The sequence below is a fragment of the Flaviramulus aquimarinus genome (assembly GCF_039543205.1).
Classification (GTDB): Bacteria; Bacteroidota; Bacteroidia; order Flavobacteriales; family Flavobacteriaceae; genus Flaviramulus_B; species Flaviramulus_B aquimarinus.
The window spans coordinates 196,770-221,089 of the sequence record NZ_BAABJH010000006.1 but is presented as its reverse complement, the minus strand read 5'-3'; the positions used below and the strand labels follow the sequence as shown (position 1 = coordinate 221,089).

At 31.6% G+C, this 24,320-nt stretch carries 17 protein-coding genes; 5 read left to right on the top strand and 12 right to left on the bottom strand.

The window, feature by feature from the left end:
- Positions 1–164: 164 nt before the first annotated feature.
- Positions 165–1,697, bottom strand: coding sequence for a hypothetical protein (locus ABD941_RS12475; RefSeq protein WP_345274471.1), 1,533 nt, complete (start codon positions 1,695–1,697; stop codon positions 165–167).
- Positions 1,698–1,929: 232 nt separating this feature from the next.
- Here ABD941_RS12475 and ABD941_RS12470 point away from each other — a divergent pair, with 232 nt between their 5' ends.
- Positions 1,930–3,090, top strand: coding sequence for a hypothetical protein (locus ABD941_RS12470; protein WP_345274470.1), 1,161 nt, complete (start codon positions 1,930–1,932; stop codon positions 3,088–3,090).
- A gap of 96 nt (positions 3,091–3,186) precedes the next feature.
- Here the strand turns inward: ABD941_RS12470 and ABD941_RS12465 are convergent, their stop codons facing one another.
- From ABD941_RS12465 to ABD941_RS12450, 4 genes are read right to left on the bottom strand one after another with little or no spacing between them, the layout of a single operon-like run.
- Positions 3,187–4,644: a lipopolysaccharide biosynthesis protein gene (locus ABD941_RS12465; RefSeq protein ID WP_345274469.1), complete on the bottom strand. Its 1,458-nt coding sequence runs from the start codon at positions 4,642–4,644 to the stop codon at positions 3,187–3,189.
- Positions 4,644–5,951: a glycosyltransferase family 4 protein gene (locus ABD941_RS12460; RefSeq protein ID WP_345274626.1), complete on the bottom strand. Its 1,308-nt coding sequence runs from the start codon at positions 5,949–5,951 to the stop codon at positions 4,644–4,646. The genes ABD941_RS12465 and ABD941_RS12460 overlap by 1 nt, the downstream gene beginning before the upstream one ends.
- 10 nt (positions 5,952–5,961) lie before the next feature.
- Positions 5,962–8,397, bottom strand: a complete 2,436-nt coding sequence (locus ABD941_RS12455; RefSeq protein WP_345274468.1) for a YfhO family protein — start codon at positions 8,395–8,397, stop codon at positions 5,962–5,964.
- Between the two features lie 31 nt (positions 8,398–8,428).
- Positions 8,429–8,713 carry a DUF4834 family protein gene (locus ABD941_RS12450; RefSeq protein ID WP_345274467.1) on the bottom strand — a complete coding sequence of 95 codons (285 nt, stop codon included), beginning with the start codon at positions 8,711–8,713 and terminating at the stop codon, positions 8,429–8,431.
- Between the two features lie 132 nt (positions 8,714–8,845).
- Here ABD941_RS12450 and ABD941_RS12445 point away from each other — a divergent pair, with 132 nt between their 5' ends.
- Positions 8,846–9,868: a transporter gene (locus ABD941_RS12445; RefSeq protein WP_345274466.1), complete on the top strand. Its 1,023-nt coding sequence runs from the start codon at positions 8,846–8,848 to the stop codon at positions 9,866–9,868.
- Positions 9,869–9,892: 24 nt separating this feature from the next.
- On the top strand, positions 9,893–11,014 hold the full coding sequence (locus tag ABD941_RS12440; protein WP_345274465.1) for a GTP cyclohydrolase: 1,122 nt from the start codon (positions 9,893–9,895) through the stop codon (positions 11,012–11,014).
- Between the two features lie 79 nt (positions 11,015–11,093).
- On the opposite strand, the gene capB is transcribed toward ABD941_RS12440, so the two are convergent.
- From capB to ABD941_RS12425, 3 genes are all read right to left on the bottom strand, one after another.
- Positions 11,094–12,353: a cysteate-C-fatty acyltransferase gene (capB, locus tag ABD941_RS12435; RefSeq protein ID WP_345274464.1), complete on the bottom strand. Its 1,260-nt coding sequence runs from the start codon at positions 12,351–12,353 to the stop codon at positions 11,094–11,096.
- Positions 12,354–12,599: 246 nt separating this feature from the next.
- A complete protein-coding gene (capA, locus tag ABD941_RS12430) occupies positions 12,600–13,640 on the bottom strand; it encodes a cysteate synthase (RefSeq protein WP_345274463.1) in 1,041 nt (346 codons plus the stop codon).
- A gap of 78 nt (positions 13,641–13,718) precedes the next feature.
- Positions 13,719–15,779, bottom strand: a complete 2,061-nt coding sequence (locus ABD941_RS12425; protein WP_345274462.1) for a S9 family peptidase — start codon at positions 15,777–15,779, stop codon at positions 13,719–13,721.
- An 86-nt stretch (positions 15,780–15,865) separates the two neighbouring features.
- Here ABD941_RS12425 and ABD941_RS12420 point away from each other — a divergent pair, with 86 nt between their 5' ends.
- Positions 15,866–16,189 (top strand): YbaB/EbfC family nucleoid-associated protein, encoded by a 324-nt coding sequence (locus tag ABD941_RS12420; RefSeq protein ID WP_345274461.1) that lies wholly within the window; start codon positions 15,866–15,868, stop codon positions 16,187–16,189.
- Between the two features lie 1,692 nt (positions 16,190–17,881).
- Here the strand turns inward: ABD941_RS12420 and ABD941_RS12415 are convergent.
- The 4 genes from ABD941_RS12415 to ABD941_RS12400 form a co-directional block, all read right to left on the bottom strand.
- On the bottom strand, positions 17,882–18,556 hold the full coding sequence (locus ABD941_RS12415) for an HAD family hydrolase (protein WP_345274460.1): 675 nt from the start codon (positions 18,554–18,556) through the stop codon (positions 17,882–17,884).
- A complete protein-coding gene (locus ABD941_RS12410) occupies positions 18,546–19,514 on the bottom strand; it encodes an ATP-grasp domain-containing protein (protein ID WP_345274459.1) in 969 nt (322 codons plus the stop codon). Before ABD941_RS12410 ends, ABD941_RS12415 begins: the two co-directional genes overlap by 11 nt.
- 120 nt (positions 19,515–19,634) lie before the next feature.
- Positions 19,635–20,669 (bottom strand): glycosyltransferase family 2 protein, encoded by a 1,035-nt coding sequence (locus tag ABD941_RS12405; protein WP_345274458.1) that lies wholly within the window; start codon positions 20,667–20,669, stop codon positions 19,635–19,637.
- A 143-nt stretch (positions 20,670–20,812) separates the two neighbouring features.
- Positions 20,813–21,829: a threonine aldolase family protein gene (locus tag ABD941_RS12400; RefSeq protein WP_345274457.1), complete on the bottom strand. Its 1,017-nt coding sequence runs from the start codon at positions 21,827–21,829 to the stop codon at positions 20,813–20,815.
- Positions 21,830–22,019: 190 nt separating this feature from the next.
- Here ABD941_RS12400 and ABD941_RS12395 point away from each other — a divergent pair, with 190 nt between their 5' ends.
- Complete coding sequence (locus ABD941_RS12395) at positions 22,020–24,209, top strand: DUF7467 domain-containing protein (RefSeq protein ID WP_345274456.1); 2,190 nt, start codon at positions 22,020–22,022, stop codon at positions 24,207–24,209.
- Positions 24,210–24,320 lie beyond the last annotated feature (111 nt).

Genomic DNA, 24,320 nt, shown 5'->3' with positions numbered 1-24,320 from the left:
ATGAGGAATGGTATGATGACGACTATTACTGTTTTAAACAAAATGGTTAAGTGAAGAAACGCAAAAAGAATAAAAGATAATTTTTTAAGATTAAATCTAGAAACAAAGAACTCGAAGTTATATAACTTCGAGTTCTTTGTTTCATTTAACGGTTTGTGTTATAATCAAAGTGCATCAAGTCCCTCACTGTATCTATAAAGATTCTCCCTTAACCTAATCATAATTGGACTTTTTGGATTATAAGAGTTTACAAATCCCTTCATATCTTTGGTTAATACATTAAGATCTCTTTGCAAAGAAAATAAATCGATAGAGTTACTATAATTTATTTTAGACCGTTTTACATTCTCTTTTAAAGCTGATGCATATCTTTTTTCAATCCATACTTCTCTTGTCTGATCTTCATTCCTAATCGTGATTTGAGAATAATCTGAATTCGTCTGAAAGTATTCTGAATTCTTTCTACTTAAAAGAATATGAAAATTACAATATAGAGTTGAAAAGTAGTTTGATTTTGGCTGATGATAATTTCTGGCCTTCGAAAACAATCCATAATAAATATATTGAAAGAAGTATATGTTTGATTCGTCTGTCATAACATCTTTCATTGAAATCCTTTCATCTAATGGAAGTTTAGACCGTTTTATTTCGAATTCTTTTTCAAACTGTTCTTGTCTCTTTTTCTTTTCGGCTCTTAGCTTATTTTGCCGCATTTGTTCTTCCTTTTCTTCTTTTTGGATAAGTCTTTCTGTATTGGATGCTACTTTACTTTCAAACCCTGAGGTCGGTTTTACTACAAATGATAAATCACCATTTGTTCTATTAACAAAAGCATTAAAGTTATGTTCACCTTTATTGTATAATTCGATTTTATTAATATTTGGGAGATAGCAAAAAACTAGTGATCCTTTATTTGAAAAAATTTCATTTATTTTTTTTCCAGTCTCTTTTTTAATGGTGTTATAAAAGTTTGAATCGGTAGCATTAGGATTTCCCGAGTATGAATAATTTGCTTTAATAGTATTTATATTGAACATATCTTCTAACTGATTAACTTTAGTTGATATATTTATGCCTCTAATACCATAATTATAAAGCACCATTTCATCATCTTTATAGACATTTCTCATTATGGATCTTCTTCCAATGTTTAAGTTGCCTGCACTATATCTATCTTTAAGTTTTTGTAGATAATAGTCTTCAACCATTTTTGAAAAAGAATTAATTCCATCAATCTTTAATAGCTCAATATTTCCTAAACTATAAGTCTTGTAAATTATTTTAGGTGTATTGTTTTTTGCAAATTTTAATTTAGAGCCTTTTCTTAATTTTAAAGGGTTATTCCCATTATCTTGTATATAATTTATTTCTAAATAGACTTCATTCCCTTTCCTAATTAACTTTCCGTCAAAAAGGACAGATTTAGATGGGCCTTTATTTTTTTTTCTTTCTAAAATCTCAACCTTACCAAAGGCTATCTTTATTGGTCTTCTATAATAGGCGTTTATATCAGTTTCATAAACATGAATTTTAACTGTTTTTTTTTCTGTTTTATTTAGCTTGATTTCCGAAGTATATATACCACTAAATTCATTATCCGTTAATGGAATATTGAGTAAATCTGAGTAAGTATTCTGTGCTGACACCCAATTGATAATAACAAATAGATTAATTGAAATAAAAATAATTTTTTTCATTGTGTTAATTTCAAATGTTTACCAACTACTTGATATAAAATCTTTTTAATGTTTTATATCTAATGTTAAACGAATTTCAATAATTTTTCTAACAAAATCAATGTTTATCATTTCAACTTAAAAAAAGTTGTTAACTATTTTCCTAGGATTTACAGTCCATTAAATTTTACTCTCATTTTTTGGCACACTGTTTGTAATTACCAAATCGTATAACACCCTAAAACATTCTATTATGAAAAAACACATATTTTTATTAGCAGGTTTAATCCTTACAGGATTTACCGTTAATGCCGACGCACTTCATACTAACACCAATCCAACATCAACGTATTACGGAGGGTATAGTAATTCTTTCATCTTTAATGTGGATGGTGTTGAGTTTTCGGTATTCCGAGATGGACAATTCGATTTTAATATTTTAAGAGGAAATTCGCGTTTAAATGTTTCTATTGGATCGCCTAATGTAAACTTTAGCTTTAATTCAGGTTACGATTATAATGCTTATGTGCAGTATGATGAATTTGGAGCCATTATTCAAATAGAAAACATTCCTATTTATTATGATTACTACGGGCGTATCAGTCAAGCTGGAAATATAAACATATATTACAACAACTTTGGTTACATAAACCGTATAGGTGGATTGAATGTGTTTTACAGAAACCATGTATACTCACATTATACTGGATATATAAATGTGTATAACAGAGGATATATTCACAGACCATGGCACAGATTCTATAGCATTCCCGCTTATAATTACTGTGTGGTTTACAACAGGCCTTACAGACAATATTACAACCCAGTGCGTTATACCTATAACAGACCGTTTTACAACAACTACAGGCCTAGAACTGCTATTGCGAACAGACGTGGCAACACTATTGCAAGAAACAGAGGTTATGCAACCGTTAATAGAAGTAAAAGAAATGTAACGCAAATAAACAGAAGCGCTAATTCTAGACGATCTGTTGCTCAAAACACTACGGTTAGACGTAATGATAATACAGCAAATAGAAGAACAAGTACATCTACAGTTAACAAAAGTGCTAAAAGACTTAACAATACAAAGTCTACTCATATTGCAAAAAGAGATGTTACAAGAACACCTTCTAGAAGCAGTTCTCAAATTAGTAATACTAAACGAACACGACAAATCGTTAACACTAGAAGTACAAGACCTAGTAACAATATAACGAGAACAGTAACCCGTACCAGAAAAAATACGATTACCCAAAAACCAAACCGTTCAAATTCTCGTACATACACTAGAAGCAATAATAACACTAGAAATACACAAGTAGCTCAACGTACCATAAATAAACCGAGGGTTACACAAAATAAGCGTACTTCTGGCAATAATATAAGATCGACAACAAAAAGACGATCATAATAACTTTGGTTGGTTAGTTAAGAAAGCCCTGCAATATGTTTGCCTCAAAGCGACGTTGCGGGGTTTTCTGTTTTTAATTTCCTGCAAAAGCAATGACTACTTCAATTTCAAATAGCGTTTTATAAGTAACGATATATCTTCTGAAAAATTAAACTTATAAACTACAAAAATATAGATAACAGTAATTAAGATAGATTTTAATCCAATGTTAACAATGGGATGAAACGGAAACTCCCAGAAATAAAACAGCAATATACTTGCTACTATAAAACTTCCTATTTTTAATGTGTACCAAGTGAATGGAAAAATTTTAAATTTCCTGTACACAAAAAATAACTTGATGGAATTATATATAAAAACAGCCAAGAATGTAGCTATACCAGCGCCATTTATACCTAATAATGGAATAAAAATAATGTTTAGAATAATCATTAAAATTACCAGAATAACACCTAATACGAGCACGACCCTATAATAATCACTATTAAACAGAATAGCGTTATTACTGCCTAAAAGGGAATCGTACAATTTAGCAATACCAATTATAAACACCACAAACAAACCACCGCTAAACTCTTCTGGAATAATATAGTATAGTTGATTGATGTTCAAGATAATCAATAAAAAAACAAAGCCTCCTACAATAAATAGATTTAAAGAACTGCGTTTATATAAATCCTCTAAAGCGTCAAAATCTTTTTCATTTAAATACTTAGCAGATAATGGTAACAATATTTGATGCATAGCACGTTGGGGCACAGAAATAACCGCTGCAATATAAATAGCCACACTGTAATAGGCTATTTCCTTAATTTCAATATAATGTCCAAGCATTACTTTATCAATATCTAAAAGTATGGTAGCAATAGAGCCTGCAATTATTATTAAAAGTGAATATTTTAAGACACTAGACAAATTATTTAAACGCTTAAATGTAATGACCGGGAGTTTTATACTAAATGCATACGCGCTCATAATCAGCATTCTAAAAACATAAACCACTACTAGTCCAGCCATAAACTGCTCAAGGTTAATGACTTCAAAATGAAATAAAAACAACAAAACCATTGCACCAGCTCTATGGAACACTTCTTTCATAAAGTTTCCAAAAACGGTTTGCATTTGCACTTTAGCCCAAGCAAAAAACACTTCAAAATAAGCCAATGCAATTGCGATAAAGAATGTATGCCATAAATACCCTTTGATGATTTCATTTTCCCGAGAAAGAAAATCGCCAATACAATCATAACTCGTATAAATGATTAAAAATAAAGGCGTTATAATAAGTGTTGGCAAAACCAACATGAGCGTTAAAAAACTATTTATGGACACTCTTGTTTTAAAAGATGAATAAAATTTAACTAATGTATTGTGTACGCCAAATCCCATTAAAGGCATGATTACATAAGCTAAAGACAGCATATAGCCTACCATACCGTAATAGTCATCACTCAAAAATTCGGTGTAAAGAAACAGGGCGTTAATTGCTCCAATAAGAAACCCCAAATAAGTGTAAATAATGTTTTTAAAGGATTGTGAAGCAACGAGTCCCATTATAATAGTTTAGATAGCATTTGCGTAAGCGACTTTCTATGATACTTTTGCAACCCTATTGGATGCGATTGTAATGTTTTATTTTGAAAAGCCTTATAATGCTCTAAGATAATTCTTTTTAACGATTCGTTATCGTCATAATTAAAGTAACTACCCGTATTCGTTTCTTTAATGATTTTTTCAACATCGGCTCCTTTTGGTCCAATCGCCACGATAGGTCTGTTTGAAATCATGTATTCAAATAACTTACCAGGAATAATGCATTTAGTGTCTTTTGAATTGATTTCAATTAACAATAATATTTGTGATTTTTTTTGAAAATCAATAGCCTCTTTATGTGATACATAACCTATATTATTTATATAATCACTTAAATTATTTTTTTCAACAGAAGCCATTACGTTTTCACTTACAGAACCAATAAAATTCAGTTGAAAATCTTTTGAAAAATCAGCGTTTTCATTTACTAAATTACTTAGTGCTTTCCATAATATTTCTGGGTTTCGTTTTGATAATAATGACCCGATATGGGATAACGTGAATTTTGAATCTAATTTAAAAACTTCAGAAGATTCGTTATCATAACCATTAGTAATAACGGTAATAGGGCGCTTTGTTAGTTGTTGAAACTCGTTTTTGGTCGTAAAACTGGTTACAATAATCTGGTCGGCTGCATTTAAAACCTGTTTTTCTAAAGATTCATGCTTAGCTTTTGAGGATGCTGTAAGCTTCAATTGCTTATGATAACCAATAGTTGTCCATGGGTCTCTAAAATCTGCTAACCACTTCACACCCAGTTTTTCTTTTAGTTTTAAACCAATAAGGTGCAAACTGTGTGGTGGCCCTGTAGTTATAATGGTTTCGATATTTTCTTTTTGAATGTATTCTGAAAGATAGTTTACCGAAGGCTTTACCCATCCTACTCTGGCATCAGGAACAAAGAAATTACCGCGCACAAAAAGCATGATTTTCTCAATGAAAGATTGTTGCTTATTATCTGCAATAATGCCTTTACTAATAGTTTTTGAAGTTTTTTTCGAAAACAGTCCCGCCCATTTATATGGCTCATTTATGGGGTGTTTTAGAATAGTAATACCATTTGAGACTTCTGAAACTAAACTTTTATCTATTAAAGGATAGTTAGGTTTTTCAGGAACATAAACAATCGGAGTAATATTAAAATCTGGCAAATATTTTACAAACTTTAACCAGCGTTGTACTCCAGGACCGCCAGCTGGTGGCCAATAATACGTTATAATTAAAACGTTCTTAAGCCCTCTCTGTCCTTTTTTGGACACCTCTCCCATTGAGAGAGTATCACTCTGCAGATTCATTAGTTCTTCTAAATTTATAAAACAAACCACCAAGTAACAAAAACCCTAACAAAACAGAACTTGCTAATGCAATATTACTACCTGTTTTAACAACATCAGGGTCAAATCTAAACTCTATGGTGTGGCTTCCTGACGGAATGGCCATACCTCTTAAAATATAATTTACACGGATATGGTTGATGGGCTTTCCATCAATATAAGTCTTCCAACCATTGCCATAATATACTTCTGAAAATACAGCAAATCCATCATTTGAGTTGTTAGATTGATATTTCAAATAATTAGGTTTTACTACTTTCAATTTTATTGAAGCCAAAGAATCGACCAAAAATTCATTACTATAATCCTCATTCTCTCTTAATCCTTGAGGCTGGTAAATGGCCTTATTTTTATTATCCAAACTATCCAATAAGGTAATTTCTTCATTTGCAGAATCAACGCTTTCTAAAGTTTTAACAAACCAAGCATTTCCATTAGCATCATCATTCTGATAAGGAAATGGATTTCCTTTTTCATCCTGTGCAATAATATATTTAGTATTCAGCATACTCAATACATTGATGTTATTTTTTGAGATGTAAAAATTAAAAACTTCGCTATAACGTCTTAATTCCGCAGCATTATACCCATTTAATGAGTTGTGAAAATACGAGGGCTTTGATGGCCCTGAAACCAAATCAAAAACCCGATAATGTGTGGTATCTCTTAAAATATATGTATCGACTTCACTGACCTCAAACGGCTTACTCATTTTTATTCCTGAAACAAAATCATTGTTGTTCACGTAACGTCTACCAACACCAACCAAATCGAAAAGAACAAGAGCGCAAAATATAATAATTACCCACTTTTCTTTTAATTTATCTTTTAAAAACATATAAATAGTGCCTGCGGATAACAAGACCAAAATCAATGTTCTTAGTGTATCTTGAGTGTAAACAGTTTTTCTATCTGCTCTAATAGCATCAATAAAGTCTTGTCCGTAATTTTGGCGGTAAAAACCATCATTCGCTCCAACAAAATCAAATAAGGACGATTTAAACAACAAAAAAGCAACTGCTATTCCTCCTGTAATTAAACAGGTATATTTTAAAGCATTCAGCTTATCTTGTTTCTTTTCAAAATCATTAAATAATCGCACTAGTCCAAAAATTGCTAAGGCTGGGACGCATAATTCTAAAATAACCTGAATAGAACTAACAGCTCTAAACTTGTTATAAAGCGGCACATAATCAATAAAAGCATTGGTTAAAAGCCCAAAATTCTTACCATAAGACAACAATAATGATAACACTGTTCCGCCAACAAGCCACCATTTTAATCGCCCTTTTACTAAAAACAAGGCGAATACAAATAAAAACAATATTACAGCCCCAATATAGGCTGGCGCTTCTACGATAGGTTGGTCGCCCCAATACATAGGTGCATGTTTAGATTCTTGTAAGGCTTGGCTTGTGGTCGCTCCTAATTTTCTAAAAGCTTCGTAAGTAGCAGAGTCTTTACCAACATCTTCACTATTCCCACCACCCATAAAGCGTGGGATAAATAAATTGAATGTTTCTGCAATACCATAACTAAATTGGGTGATATAATCTCTATCTAAACCAGATGTGACTTCTTTTGGAGAGCCATTAGGGTTTATAGTCAATTCACTCTTGCTACGCTTACTTTCTTTCACATATTCATTGGTTGCTAAGATGTTTGTAGCATTTAAAGCAATAGAAATGACTACTGCCCCTACCAAAATTCCAACCGATTTGAAATAATGTGGCAACACCTTTTTTTTATAAGCATCAACAAGATAAGCTATTCCCAAAATTATGAATAACAACATTAAATAGTAAGTCATTTGAAAATGATTGGCCACTAGCTCCAATCCCATAGCTACGGTAGTTAATAAAAATCCTTCTATATATTTCTTCTGAAAAACTAGCAAAACACCACTTAAGACCAATGGCATATAGGCAATAGCATGTGCTTTACTATTATGTCCTACACCAAGGATAATAATTAAATACGTTGAAAACCCAAAAGCTATTGCGCCTAGTGCGGCAAGTTTAAAATCGACTTTTAATACCAGTAAAAACACATAAAAACTTAGCAAGTAAAGGAATAAATAATCAGCTGGACGCGGTAAAAACCGAAGTGCTAAATCTAATTTTTTAATATAATTATGAGGATATCTTGCGCCTAATTGGTAAGTAGGCATACCTCCAAAAGCACTGTTTGTCCAATATGTTTCTTCTCCTGTGGCAGCTTTAAAATCTTTTTGCTGCTTATTCATGCCAATGAATTGCACGATATCGTTTTGATATATAACCTTACCTTTTAATACAGGATTAAAGTATGCTAAAGAAATACCTATAAAGCCAATTAAAATAAGAAAATGAGGAAGTAGTTTTTTAATTGAAAATTGCATGAAATAGTTTTAAGAAGAATGATTTCGAAAATTAATCAATTTCTTCGTAATCAACATAATCTCCAACATCTTTATTTGAAGTTTTAGCTTTTGGGATTTTATCAATAGTAACCTCGCCTTCTTTTTTAGGTTTTTCTTGTCGTTGTTGACCTTGAAATCCACCAAATTGCTGACCAAAACGTTGTTCTGCCTTTTTAGCAACAAATTTTATTAAAAATGGCGAAAATAAACGTGCTAGAATTTTTATTCCAAAATAAACTAGAAGGATAATAAGTACCATTCTAATAAAGCCAGTTGCAGATGCAAATTGTAACATAACCATAATTTTATACAAAAATACAATTCTAATCATTTAAAAAACGCTCAAGAATGATAAAAAAAGTATAAAATATCTATATTTGAAACGCGTTTGATAAATACTGTTATTCATATAATTAAACCAATGACTATGAGCCCTTTTAAATCTATCCTATTTTTTTTGTTGAGTTTAATAACCACACAAGCCTATTCGCAATACACCGATGTCATAAATTCCAACAGACCAGGCACTTCTAGAAGCGCTTTTTCTGTAGGCACTAATGTGGCACAATTAGAAGTTGGCCCATATATTATAAACGAAAAAAGAACACCTACTGTAGCAAATGAAGTTTCAGGGTTTGGAATTGACTTTGCCGCTCGTTATGGGCTATTGTTTGAGGAATTAGAAATAAACGTTGAAGGGACTTACCAAAACGATACTAAAACATTTGCTTCAAACCTTTCTGCGGAAGAAAAACGCTCAAACTTCAAGTTTTTAGCTGTTGGCGCCAAATACTTAGTCTATGACCCTTACAAAAATGCTGAAGAAGATAAACCTAATCTTTATAGCTGGAAAGCAAACAGACAGTTTAAATGGAAATCTTTAATTCCTGCTGTTTCTGTATTTTTAGGGGCTAATTTTGATGCAAAAACCAACCCTTACACGGCTCCTGGTATTGAAGGTTTTAGTCCTAAAGTCATGATCGCAACTCAAAATAATTTTGCGGGCGGTTGGGTATTTGTAATGAATTTAATAAAAGATAGAATTGGAACTGATCAATCTGATTTTCAATACATATTAACCTTAACACATTCTTTTAATCCGAAATGGGTTATATTTGGCGAAACACAAGGTATTCAAAGTGATTTTTATGCCGATAACCTTTTTAGATTTGGTGGTGCGTATTTATGGGGGAAAGATTTTCAGCTTGATACAGCATTAACGTTCAATACCAAGGATACGCCATCAGTTTTTAGTGTGAATTTTGGAGCTTCTTACAGATTAGATTTTCATAAAGATAAAGAAGCAGATAATGATACTTCTGCCAAAAATGAAGGGAAAAGAAGAGCTAACCGAAAGGGTAAAAAGAAGAAGAAAAATAAAGAAGATCAAACACCTGAAGACACTGTTAAGAAAAGAAAAAAAGACGATATTGATTTTGATGATGACTAAGCCGTCAAAACATATCACTACACTATGATAACAATAAAAGAAGTACATACTAAAAAAGACTTAAAAGCTTTTGTAAAGTTTCCTTTTAAGCTTTATAAAGATTCTAAATACTGGGTTCCACCTATTATTAGTCAAGAAATTAAAACCTTTAACAAAAAAGAAAACCCAGTTTTTAATGATGCCGAAGCAAGATTGTTTTTAGCCTATAAAAACAATGAAATTGTTGGTCGAGTGGCAGCTATAATAAATTGGTTAGAAGTAAAAGAACAAAACCAAAAGAAAATGCGTTTTGGCTGGTTTGATTTTATAGATGATATAGAAGTCTCCCAAACACTTTTAAATGAGGTAGAAAAAATAGGAAAAGCACATAATCTGGAATATACAGAAGGCCCAGTTGGATTTTCTAACTTAGATAAAGTTGGTGTTATGACCGAGGGTTTTGAATCGATTGCACCAATGGTTACTTGGTATAACCATCCATATTACATAAAACATTATGAGACGGCTAACTTCAAAGTAGAAAAATCATATTCAGAAAGTAAGTTTCCTTTTAAAAATGTGAAGCCAGAATTCTTTTTTAAAGCACAGGAACTAATCAAAAGGCGCTACCAACTAAAAGCATTAAAACTTAACAAAACTGAGGAGGTTATGCTTTACGCTGACAAAATGTTTGACTTATTTAATGATAGTTATGCATCTTTATCCTCTTTTGTAGCTATTAATGATATTCAAAAAGATTATTTTAAGAAGAAATTTATAAGTTTTATAAATCCAGAATACATCAAATTTGTAGTCGACAAAGGCGATAATATGGTTGGTTTTGCTATAGTTATGCCTGCTTTTGCAAAAGCACTACAAAAAACCAAGGGCAAATTATTTCCTTTTGGGTTCAAGCACATTATGGATGCGAAAAAGAATAGTAAAGATGTTATTTTTTATTTAATAGGCATCCATCCTGATTACCAAAACAAAGGGGTTCATGCAGTAATATTTAATGAATACTACGAAACATTTAAAGAGAAAGGCATTGAAACTTGCTTTAGGACACCCGAACTAGAAGACAATGAAGCTATACACAGAATATGGAAGCATTTTGATCCAATAGTTTATAAACGTAGAAAAACGTTCAGAAAAAATATCAATTAAAAAAGAAAGCAAGCATCCAAAAATAAAAAAGTCCGATTTATAATTAAATCGGACTTTTTTATTACTATTATTTTTATAATTATTCGCCCATTGCTGCCATTACTGCAGCTGAAAGACGCTTGTAAGTTCCATTTTCTAACCGTTCTCTAATCGCATCAAAAGCATCTAAGGTTTCAGATACATCTTCTAATGTATGCGTAGCCGTTGGTATTAATCGAAGCAAAATTAATCCTTTAGGTATTACTGGGTAAACTACTATAGAACAGAATATTCCATAATTTTCACGCAAGTCTCTAACCAATGCCATAGCTTCTGGAATACTTCCTTTTAAGTAGACTGGAGTGACACAACTTTGGGTTGTTCCAATATCAAAACCACGCTTTTTTAAGCCTGATTGCAATGCATTAACATTCTCCCATAACTTGTTTTTTAGTTCGGGCATAGTTTTAAGCATTTCTAAACGCTTAAGCGCTCCAACAACTAATTGCATTTGCAATGATTTTGCAAACATTTGAGAACGTAAGTTGTATTTTAAATAATCTACAATCTCTTGATCACCTGCTATAAAAGCACCAGTGCTTGCCAACGATTTTGCAAATGTTGCGAAATACACATCAATATCATCTTGAACACCTTGTTCCTCTCCTGCTCCTGCTCCTGTAGCTCCTAATGTACCAAAACCATGTGCATCATCGACAAATAACCTAAAATTGAATTTCTTTTTAAGGGCTACAATTTCTTTTAAACGACCTTGCTCACCTCGCATCCCAAAAACACCTTCAGATATCACTAAAATCCCTCCACCAGTTTGTTCAGCCATTTTAGTGGCACGTTCTAAGTTTTTCTCTAAACTATTTACATCATTGTGTTTATATGTAAAACGTTTACCCATATGTAATCGTACACCATCAATAATACAAGCGTGTGCATCAACATCATACACAATAATGTCATCTTTAGCAACCAAAGCGTCAATAGTAGACACCATACCTTGATAACCAAAATTTAAAAGGTAAGCAGCTTCTTTACTAACAAAGTCAGCCAATTCATTTTGAAGTTTTTCATGCAAATCTGTATGACCAGACATCATTCTTGCTCCCATTGGATAAGCAGAACCATATTGAGCAGCAGCTTGAGCATCTACTTTTCGTACTTCAGGATGATTAGCCAATCCTAAATAATCATTTATACTCCAGGTAATAACATCTTTTCCTTGAAACTTCATACGATTAGAAATTTCTCCTTCTAATTTAGGAAACACAAAGTACCCTTCTGCCTGAGAAGCCCATTTTCCTAATGGTCCTTTGTCCTTATAAATTTTATCAAATAAATCTTTCATGTATTATAATGGTATTGCTATTAAAATTAGGACATAACTACAACTGATCAAATACTTTTTAGGGAACATAAACGTTTTAAGCGTTTAAGAAAATTAAAGAAATTTTAGTCTTAGTTAGTTACTGCAAAATTAATTATTTATCTGCTTTGAACATAATTTTTAAGGCTCTATTATCGATAAATTAAAAAAAGAGATGGTATTTTACCTATATAATAAAACACCATCTCTTTTTAATAGTTGTTTTTACTATTTTATATACTGAATATTTTGTGCAGCTGCTTCATTTTTACTGTCAAAAAACCCTTGTTCATTCATCCATTTATCAGAATAAACCTTACTCATGTATCTTGCGCCGTGATCTGGAAATATAATAACAACGTTATCATTCTTTTTAAATCGGCCTGCCTCACCTAACTGTTTAATAGCTTGCATTGCGGCACCAGAAGTATAACCTACAAACATACCTTCTGATTTAGCAATTAACCGTGCTGTATGAGCACTATCTTCATCAGTAACTTTAACAAATTCGTCTATAACATCAAAATCAGTAGCTGTTGGTATTAAATTTTTACCTAATCCTTCTATTCTATATGGGTAGATTTCTTTTTCATCAAACTCTCTAGTTTCATGATATTTCTTTATCACTGAACCAAAAGCATCAACACCAATAACTTTAATATTAGGGTTTTGCTCTTTTAAATATTTTGCTGTACCAGAAATAGTACCACCAGTTCCGCTACAAGCAACAAGATGTGTTATTTTACCTTCTGTTTGCCCCCAAATTTCTGGACCAGTTGATTTATAATGTGCATCAATATTTAATTGGTTAAAATATTGATTAATATACACTGAACCTTTAATTTCACTGTGTAAACGCTTTGCTACTTCGTAATAAGAACGCGGGTCATCTGCACTAACATGAGCTGGACAGACATATACTTTTGCTCCCATCGTTTTTAGCATGTCTATCTTATCTGGAGACGATTTAGAACTTACCGCCAAAACACAATCATAACCTTTTATGATACTCACCATAGCAATACTAAAACCAGTATTACCAGAAGTGGTTTCTATAATAGTATCACCTGGGTTTAGTATACCTTTCTTTTCGGCTTGCTCTATAATGTAAAGTGCTATTCTGTCTTTTGAAGAGTGTCCTGGGTTAAAAGATTCAACTTTAGCATAAAAGTTACCTTTAAACTTGGAAGCTATTTTATTAAGTTTAACAAGCGGTGTATTGCCTACTAAATCTAATACATTATCAAAAACTTGATTTCTGTGTTTCATAAATGCTTTTTAAAAATCGTTATATCTTTAAAAGATAAATACGACTTAAACGGCACAAAAATAAAACTTTTTTTTTTATTAACCATGAATTCCTTCTAAATCTAGTAAAAAGGCATATTCCATCGCAACTTCCTTTAAACTTTCAAAACGACCTGAAGCACCGCCATGTCCTGAATCCATATCGGTATGTAACAATAACTTGTTTGTATCTGTTTTTAAGTCTCTCAGCTTAGCTATCCATTTAGCAGGCTCCCAGTATTGCACTTGAGAATCGTGTAAACCTGTGGTTACAAGCATATTTGGATAAGCTTTGGCTTCTACATTATCATATGGCGAATAGGATTTCATATAATTATAGTATTTCACATCATTAGGATTGCCCCATTCGTCATACTCTCCTGTTGTTAACGGAATTGTATCATCAAGCATTGTAGTAACCACATCAACAAAAGGGACAGCTGCTAGTACACCATTATAAAGCTCTGGATTCTTATTAATAATAGCCCCCATCAATAAACCTCCTGCAGATCCTCCATAAGCATATAAATGTTTATTTGATGTGTATTTTTGTTTTATTAGATGTTTTGAGCAATCAATAAAATCATGAAAGGTATTTGACTTTGTTAGTAGTTTACCATTCTCATACCAAGCCCTTCCCAAATATTCACCACCTCTAACATGTGAAATGGCGTATATAAAACCTCTATCAAGTAAGCTTAAACGAATACTAGAAAATGAAGGGTCTATAGTTGAGCCGTAAGATCCATAAGCATATTGTAATAAAGGACTGGAACCATCAAGTTTTATACCTTTTTTGTAAACTATGGATATAGGCACTTTTACACCATCTCTAGCTATAGCCCAAATACGTTCGGATTTATAGTTTTCTTTTTTAAACTTGCCTCCAAGAACTTGTTGCTCTTTTTTAATCTTGTTCTGTTTAGTTTTAAAATTATAGTCGATTACAGCGCTTGGTGAAGTCAACGAATTAAAACCATAGCGCATAACATCGCTATCAAAATCTGGGTTATTGCCCAAATAAGCCATATATGTTTTAGAATTAAATTGTAAACAATAATCTTCCTCCCCATCCCAACTCATAATTCTTAAATTATTTAGCCCGTTTTCTCTTTCATTTATTACTAAATGTGTTTTAAAAATTTCAATATCTTCAATTAAAACGTTCTTTCTATGTGGAATCACATCATGCCAATATTCTTTTTCTGTGGTCTGTTCATTCGTTTTAAGAAGCTTAAAATTAGTAGCACCATCACAATTAGAAATGATATAAAATGAATCCTTATAATGTGCAATATTATATTCTAAATCTTTAGTTCTTTTTTGAAATATTTTAAATGCTTCATCAGGCGTATCAGCGTTTAAAATTCTATATTCAGAAGACAAAGTACTTGAGGATCCAATAACAATATACTTTTTAGATTTTGTTTTGTAAACAAAAGTGTTAAAGGTTTCATCTGCTTCATGAAAAACTTCTGTATCCGTTTTAGAATCTGTGTGTAGTTTATGCTTAAAAATCTTATGAGAACGCAAAGTCACTTCATCTTTCATAGCATAAAACAGTGTTTTATTATCGTTAGCCCAAGTTACACTACCTGTAGTATTTATAATTTCATCGGTATATATAACTCCTGTTTGCAGATTTTTGACTTTAATAGTATACTGTCGCCTACTAACCACATCTGTTGAAAAGGCAGCCAATGTGTTATCTGGACTTATAGAAATTCCACCTAAATTAAAATATGCATGGTCTTTTGCCATATCATTACAATCAAATAGAATTTCATCTTCAGCATCTAAATTTTCCTTTCTCCTAATATAAATGGGGTAATCTTTCCCTGCTTCATACTTAGTAATGTACCAGTAACCGTTTAACTTGTATGGCACTGTAGAATCATCTTCTTTAATTCGCCCTTTCATTTCTTCAAACAACTCATTTTGAAAAACTTCAGTATGTTGCATAACATCCTTTGTGTAGGCGTTTTCTGCATTCAGATAATCAATAACTTCTGGATTTTCCTTTTCATTTAACCAATAATAATTATCTATTCTTAAATCATCATGAATCTTTAATTCTTTTGATACTTTTTTAGCAATTGGAGCCTGAATTGTTTTTTTCAATGAAGATGTATTTATTAATGAATTTAAGGCTTCAAAAATAGAAAAATTAAATAGTTTTGTATTGAATAACTAAATATTAAAAAATTATGTTTGGAGATATGATGAATATGATGGGGAAACTTAAAGAAACCCAGAAAAGAGTTGAAGAAACAAAAAAGCGATTAGACACTGTTTTGATTGACGAGTCTAGTCGTGACAATAAACTTAGAATAACACTAACTGCTAATAGAGCTATTAAATCTATTGAAATTGATAATGAATTGTTAGAAGACAAAGAGCAACTCGAAGATTATTTAATTCTAACACTAAACAAAGCCATAGAAAAAGCTTCTAAAGTAAATGAAACCGAATTGGCTGCAGTTGCTAAAGAAGGCATGCCCAATATCCCAGGGATGGATATGTTTAAATAGTTAACAACATATGGATTGTTTTTGTATAAGAATTATAATAAATTGTACTAATAATTACCTAATTATCTGTCCGTGTATTTGTTTATTCTAAAAAACACTATTTTAAAACTTATAAAATGTAAATAAAATCGACCAAGTGTAATTGAAAACTCATAGGTCTAATAGTTTTACATTTAGTCTAAAAAAACGACCGCCACATGCCATATATAATATATTTGTAGGGTAAATTGTAAAAAACTATTAATATATTATTAAACATTTAACCAAACTTTTTCTATTAGCGCTATTTGTAATAGTCGCTTCATGTCAAGATGAGACATTAACAGAAAACTCCGAAAACACGTCTTCATTAGCTGAAATAGAGGCAGAATTAGAAGATGAGATTATCGTTTCTGACGGAGAAGAAGATGCAAGTCTTGTTCTTAACGAGGATAGTGAAATTATACTACAAAAAGAGCTTACTTTTTCTTCATTCAGTAATTCTACAAATGGAAGTTCTCCTAAAGCAATTAAAGAATGTAAAATTATTGATGCAGATAGATCGCCTTTTGGTGCTTAACAACAAGCTGCTAACTTTTGGTGGTCCAAAGATGGTGGTAACGATTATTTTGACCGATCTACTTATTTTTCGTCTACCGAGGATAACAAGTTAGTATTTACAGAATATGACAACGGAACAGCAAACATTAAAGGTTCAACTGTTTACGGAACTTGTGTCGTTGAAGTTAATGTATGGCTTAAAGATAAAAAGACATGGGCTGAATGGTCTGCTATTGGAGGCGAGCATAAATTTGAAGGAACTGCTGGAGATGCTGCCAACAAAGAAGATTTAAACTATTACGTAATTGATTCTGAAAGAAGTAGAGTAACTGCTAATGGAGGAGATTGTGTACAAGAAGGCACATTTGGCTTAGAACAAAGACCTGACCCTAATGATGGTAACACCCCTAACTATGGAGCACATATAGGTCCTGGTGGTGCAAATTACGATTCTAATATTGGTGCTAACGGACTTAGTACTTGGGGTTGGTTAACCGATTTAAGTAATAATAACGAGCGTCTTTATGTCATTGATTTTAACTTCCTTCTTGAATGTAAGGATATTGAAGAGTGTAAACCATGTACTGGTAAAGTTGATAAGTTAAAATTAAAGTTTGACTGGTGCAGAAGTAAAAGAGTACGCGTATACCAAAAAAGAGAAAATACATGTTACGGAACTAAGGTTTTTGATAAGGTATTACAGCCAGGTGAAAAATTCACTATAGAAGGTAAAAACACAAATGGTACATTTGGTAAATATATTTACATATATATAAACCACTGTTATTATACCAAAATTAAAACCAATTGCTACTTACAAATTGGCCCTGGATATTCTAAAGGTGTATTTGATCTCATTAGCGGTACAAGTACAGAAGGTGGAGAACTTTGTGAGTATGTTAAACCAGATTACAAATGTTACAGACACTGGAGTTGTAAATACTACAATAACTGTAGATATACATCATACTACGGTCATTAAAAAACACTTTAAGTGAATATATAAAAGGAGGTAATATTGATATTACCTCCTTTTATATATTATTAGATTAATAAGTACTTGTTTTGAATTAAGCTTCCAATATCCATTAAAAAAATGGATGTTTCTTAGAATGTATTTGAAATGGATAAGCAAAAGGGGGATAGCGAAAATTAATTCAAAATATCTAATAATGCCGTTATTTGATTAAAATCACTGACATTATGATGGGCTAAATACTTTTCATCAAAATTTGAATCTATATTTTTATGAATATTTAAACCATTATCCAATACTCTAATAGTTGTCCAATTGAGGCTATTTGGGGTAACGAAATCCTTTTTAATGTTATCGCCTATATAATAATAGTTAGCATCACCAAAGGTTTTTTCAAAGTACTTATAGTTTTTTGGATTGGGTTTTTCACTTCCAAATTCTTCCGAAACAATAATCTCTGTAAAATAATCTGCTATATCTAGAGCTTCTATCTTATTTCTTTGCTGTACACATCTTCCATCTGTTAAAATTCCCATAGGAACCCCTTTTGAATGTAAAAGCTTAATTAATGCAAGCCTGTCTTTAGATAATTTAATATTGGGTTTGTGATTTCTATATAGATATAAAAAATCTTTAATACTATATGAAGTTTGATATTTTTTAATGATGTCTTCGAATACATTTTTTTTGCCATCAAAAAGTTCGATCATATATTGATAAACAACAGGCTGATCAAGACTTAATTCATCACTAATAAGTAAAGCAATTTGATTATAGGCTGATTTTAAATAATCTCTCTCATTGTATAAGGTGTCATCTAAATCGAAAACAACAACTTTTTTAGCCTTCATAACCATGAACTAAAACTTCGTCATCATAACGAAGCATTAATAAATTATCTTCCCAATCGTGATGATATTCTAGCGTTTCGTTATAAATATATTCTTCAAGAATCCATTTTGGGTAATTTCCTCCAGCCAAGTATGACAATGGATAGCCTCCTCCAAATCTAGGATTGATTTCTATACCTTTAAGCGCTTCTGTTTCTTTATGCATAAATAATTGCAGTGTAATACACCCCCTAGCGCCTTTAATTGAAGCAAAATTATCCTCCACAAATTTTTTAATCCTATTCTTTTTGGTTATGCCTTTACTTACCTCTCCACCTCTTACTTCTATTCGTTTTCTTGGTATGACACATTTTAATTCGCTGTCTTTACTATAATATAAATCGCATGTGTATTCGTCATATAAGTCATGATCTAAATATTCAAAAAAGTATAATGAATCATTCTTGAAAAAATAGTCTAAAACTTGATTTTCGGTTTTCACTATATAATTATCAACACTATTACTCCCATTAATTGGTTTAACAAACATAGGTAACTTATAATCATCTTTCTGATATACTTGAGGTGATTCTAAATTATACTTTTCAAAGAAAACGGTTGATTTTAATTTGCTTTCAGCGATTTCAATAAAATACTCATCTGAAATTACAATAGATATATTATGGTTTAAAAAGCGTTCTTTATTTTGAGCTAACACTATAAGTTCCGTATCTATTGTTGGAATTATAAGTACAATATTGTTTTGAATACATTTATTAAGTAAATCTTCTATATAGCGTTCATCGCTCAACAAAAAGGTATCAAAATAACTATCTGCTACTTGAGCAGCCGATGACAATAATGGTGATGCATCTGACACAAAAACTTTAGAGTTTGCTGCTTTCGCTTTTATTTCTTGTTTAAAGGCTTTAACTAAGGACACCCTTCTTCCTGCAGATGTTATTAAAATATTATTCATTTTGGTTGATTTTATTGTAATGCACCTTAGGGTAATTTTAAAAAATTCAATATAAAATATGTAGTAAATATAGTATAAAAAGGTAATGACTAGCATTAATTTTATAAAAAAATTCGTCAGTTATTCTTTTTTTATACTTATAATATTTCTTGTTGCATTTTTTAGTGAAATTATTAAATATAAAATAGATTCCTTGTTTATTATAAAAACCAATAATCTATAATATAATGAATTATATTCATGTCCAATAAAATTAGTTATCGGGTAGGCCTTAACCTCTTTAAATAATGCTATCTTTTCTTTAATATATTTGGTTTTAAAATGTGCTGTAATCATATCCGTAATATTAAAAAAGGTAAATACGTCTCTTCTAAAAGTAATGTTATTTATAATTGTTTTATTATAAATATTTGATTCTTTTTTTAATTCATTTATTAATTTACTGGTATTTGAAATCATCATTTGTATGTATCCAAACCGTTTAGATATTATTTCAAAATTATTACTACGCATTAAAGAGTCTTGGGTTTGTACATAACGATGTATAGAACAAGGGACATATGCCACTGTTTCTGCTTTTAAAAATACCAATAGTGTAAATAAAACATCTGCATTATATTCGTTTTTGTTAAATGTGATATTTATCTCATCTAAAAAATCTTTCTTTATAAAATACCACCAAATCTCATGTCTTGAATGTCTATTGTTTTCTACAAATTCTGTTCCGGTACTTATTATAGCATCATGCGTTCTTATGGGTTCTAATAATTTATAATCCGTTAAATCTGATGTTTCTTTAGTTTTAAATCCTAGAATATCTAATTGGTTATCTGTTACAATTTCTAGTAATTTACCTAAACTGTTATGAACTAAATAATCATCGGCATCTAAATTATAGATGTATTCCCCTTTTGCTAACTTCAATAATTTATTTCTTGTTGTATAAGCTCCAGAATTAGATGCTACGTGTAATACTATATTTTTATGTGCTTTTAAATAATTATTAACAATTTTAACGGAACTATCATTGGATCCGTCATCCATAATAATAATTTCATAATCCTGTTCTGCTAAATCTTGATGTATTAAACTCTCTAAACAATTACCTATGTAGTTTTCTGCATTATACATAGGAATTAATATACTAAGCTTCATATAAAAAAATATAATTATTGACTAAAAATATGAGTATTACAAACAACCAATAAATAAATTCGTTAACTGGTATAATTAAACTTTTAAAACTATTGGGTTTGATTACTATATCTAATTTTAATTAAAATTATGACTTGTAGAGGCTATAATTTTTTTAATGTTCCAATAAGCTTTTCATGCATAGAACCTATGTAGTCCATATGCGTTACCATTCTTAATTTACGGCCTCCCATACTTATAATATAAATATTTTCATTAGCAAGACGTTGTACAAACTGATTTTCATTTACATCATCATTCAATTCAAAAATAACAATATTAGTTTCGATAGGCTCAACCATTTTAATGGTTGATAATTTTTTAAGCTCCTCTCCTATTTCTTTTGCTTTTTTATGGTCATCTATTAATCTATCAACATTATAATCTAAGGCATACAATCCTGCTGCTGCTAAATATCCAGCTTGACGCATGTTGCCACCAAAAATTTTCCGAATTCTAATAGCATTTTCCATGATTCCAGAATCTCCAACCAAAACAGATCCCACTGGACAACCTAAACCTTTACTTAAACATACCGATATGGTATCAAATACAAGCCCATATTGCTTAGTGGTTTCTTTTTTAGCCACTAAAGCATTCCATATGCGCGCACCATCTAAATGAAATCCGAGTTTATTATCATCACAAATGTTTCTAATCTTTAAAATCTCATCATAATCCCAGCATGCTCCTCCACCTTTATTTGTTGTGTTTTCAATTTCTACTAAGCTCGATTTGCTATAATAATAAGCATCTGGATTTATAGATTCTAAAACTTGTTTCGCACTAAACATACCTCTATTACCATCAATTAATTTACAAGATACGCCACTATTAAATGAAGCACCACCAGACTCATAATTGTAAATATGTGCATATTTATCACAAATAACTTGGTCTCCAGGGTTAGTATGCAATTTCAATGCTGTTTGATTGGCCATAGTGCCACTTGGAAAAAACAAGGCCTTTTCTTTACCAAACATTTTAGCTATTCGCTCTTCTAGTGTATTGACTGTTGGATCTTCTCTAAAAACATCATCACCTACTCGAGCTTGCATCATGGCATCCAACATGGCTTTTGTAGGTTTTGTTACGGTATCACTTCTTAGGTCTATTATCATATTTTTAATTTGAGGCTAAATATTTATACTATACATGGTAAAGTTTTACAATCTAAAAAAACTTTTATGTAATGGAATTCTAACAATTTAACGAAATTTCTGGAACTACAACAAGAAATTTATTTAATAACACCAATTATTTGTAATATTAATTTTTAATTATCAAACGCTATTAATAAATTTTAAAATTATGAAAAAAATTATTTTAAGCATGTTAGGGATTTGTTTTTTATTCCTTTCGTGTGAAACAGAATTTGTAGAACCTCAAGAAGAGGAAGCACTACTTACAGCATCTTCATCTAGCGACCATAAAAAAAAGAAAAAAGATGAAGAGGCTAAATACACCGAATGTATCGTAATTGATGCCGATAGATCGCCTTTTGGGGCACAACAACAAGCTGCCAATTTTTGGTGGTCTAAAACAGCTGATGGCTCAGACTATTTTGATCGATCAACGTACTTTTCATCAACCGATACTAATACTTTAGTATTTAGGGAATATGAAAATGGAACGGCTAATATATTAGGAAGTACCGTATATGGTACTTGCGTTGTAACTGTAGATGTATGGCTTAAAGATAAGAAGACTTGGGATGAATGGTCTGCTTTAGGCGGCGGACATAAAAAAGAAGGTACTGCTGGAGATGCATCGAATTCTGAAGATATGCATTTTTATATCATAGATTCTGCTAAAAGTACGGTTTCTGCTAGCGGTGGCGATTGTGTTCAAGAAGGTACATTTGGCTTAGAACAAAGACCTGATCCAAATGATGATAGTACACCAAACTTTGGAGCACATATTGGCATTGGTGGTGCAAATTATGATTCTGACCTTAATGCTATTGGATTAAGCACTTGGGGTTGGTTGACTGACAGACCTACATCATCAGATAATTGCAATGATTGTGATGGCAAAATCACTGAAATGTCTGTTGCTTATGATGGACCAGCTGGAGCCACTGTAGTTGTTACAGGAGACAAAGGAGGTTCTCAAACTTTTAATAACGTTCAACCTGGCGATACACTTACTGCTACATTAGGTGATGTCGGAAACTGGTGGTATTGGTCTGTAAATGGAGAAGATGATGCCAGTATTCATACAAGTTGTTCTGATGATATTTTAGGAAATGTGGATGCCGAAAAAAGTGATTTTGGAAGCTTAGGCAATTATCCAAATCCAGAACAAGATAAAAACAATGGAACTTTCCTTGTTGTTAGTCATACCGATGAGAATAACAATATATGTTCTAATACTCCTGGAGAGCGCCTTTGGTTAATTGATTTTAATTTCAAAATAGAATGTCCTGAAGTAGAATGTCAACCATGTGAAGGTAAAGTTACCGAGTTAGAACTAGAATATAATGGTGATGCTCCAGCAGATATAGTTGTAAAAACAAAAGGAAAAGGTAAGGATAAAGAAGGTGCTGTTGTATTTGAAGGTACAGTAATGCCTGGTGAAACATTTAGTTTTATTGGCAATGATGATAAAGGTACTTTAGGTACTGAAATAACCATTTATGCTAATGGATCTGTTGATGAAAAAATCCATACGAGCTGCTCTGTTCCAATTGGCCCAGGTGCTATATTTGGCGATTATACTGTTATAAGTGGTGCAAGCCGTGAAGGTGGTGAATTATGCCCAGAAGAAACACCTCCTGGTGACGATTGTAGCGAGTGCGAAGGCAAAGTTACTGATTTAGAGCTACAATACGATGGTGGCATAATAGCCGATATTGTTGTTAAAACAAAAGGAAAAGGTAAAGATAAAGAAGGTGCTGTTGTATTTGAAGGTACCGTAATGCCTGGTGAAACATTTAGTTTTGTTGGCAATGATGATAAAGGTACTTTAGGCACAGAAATTTCTATTTACGTTAATGGAAGTTTAGACCAAAAAATCCATACGAGTTGTTCTGTTCCTATTGGTCCTGGTGCTGTTTTTGGCGATTATACCGTTATTAGTGGTGCAAGCCGTGAAGGAGGCGAATTATGTGATACGGATTACAGTGAAGAAGATGAAGAACAAAATGATGATTGTGATTGTGATGGCAAACTTACTGAATTAGATTTATCGTATTCTGGAGCTAGTGCTTTAATTACTGTAAAAACAAAAGGAAAAGGTAAGAAGAAAAAAGGTGAGGTTTTATTTGAAGCCAATGTTAATAACGGAGGTATAATACAGCTAGTAGGAAATGACAAAAAAGGCACTTTAGGAACCGAAATTAAAATCTATATTAATGGTTCTGAAGCTGTTAAGATTCATACTAGTTGCTCGGATCCTAATGTTGTTCCTGGTTATAAGGTTGGAGACTTTGAGGTCATTCGAGGCGCAAGTCGAAATAATGGCGAGTTATGTGCCAATGATGATGGCGGTGGTCATTAATAAAACTTTATAGTCAATTAAAAAAGCCTAAGACGTAATATTTCTTAGGCTTTTTTATATTATAGAAGTTAAGCTTAAGTATAAAGTTAAAACATTGATTCTGTTTAAAAT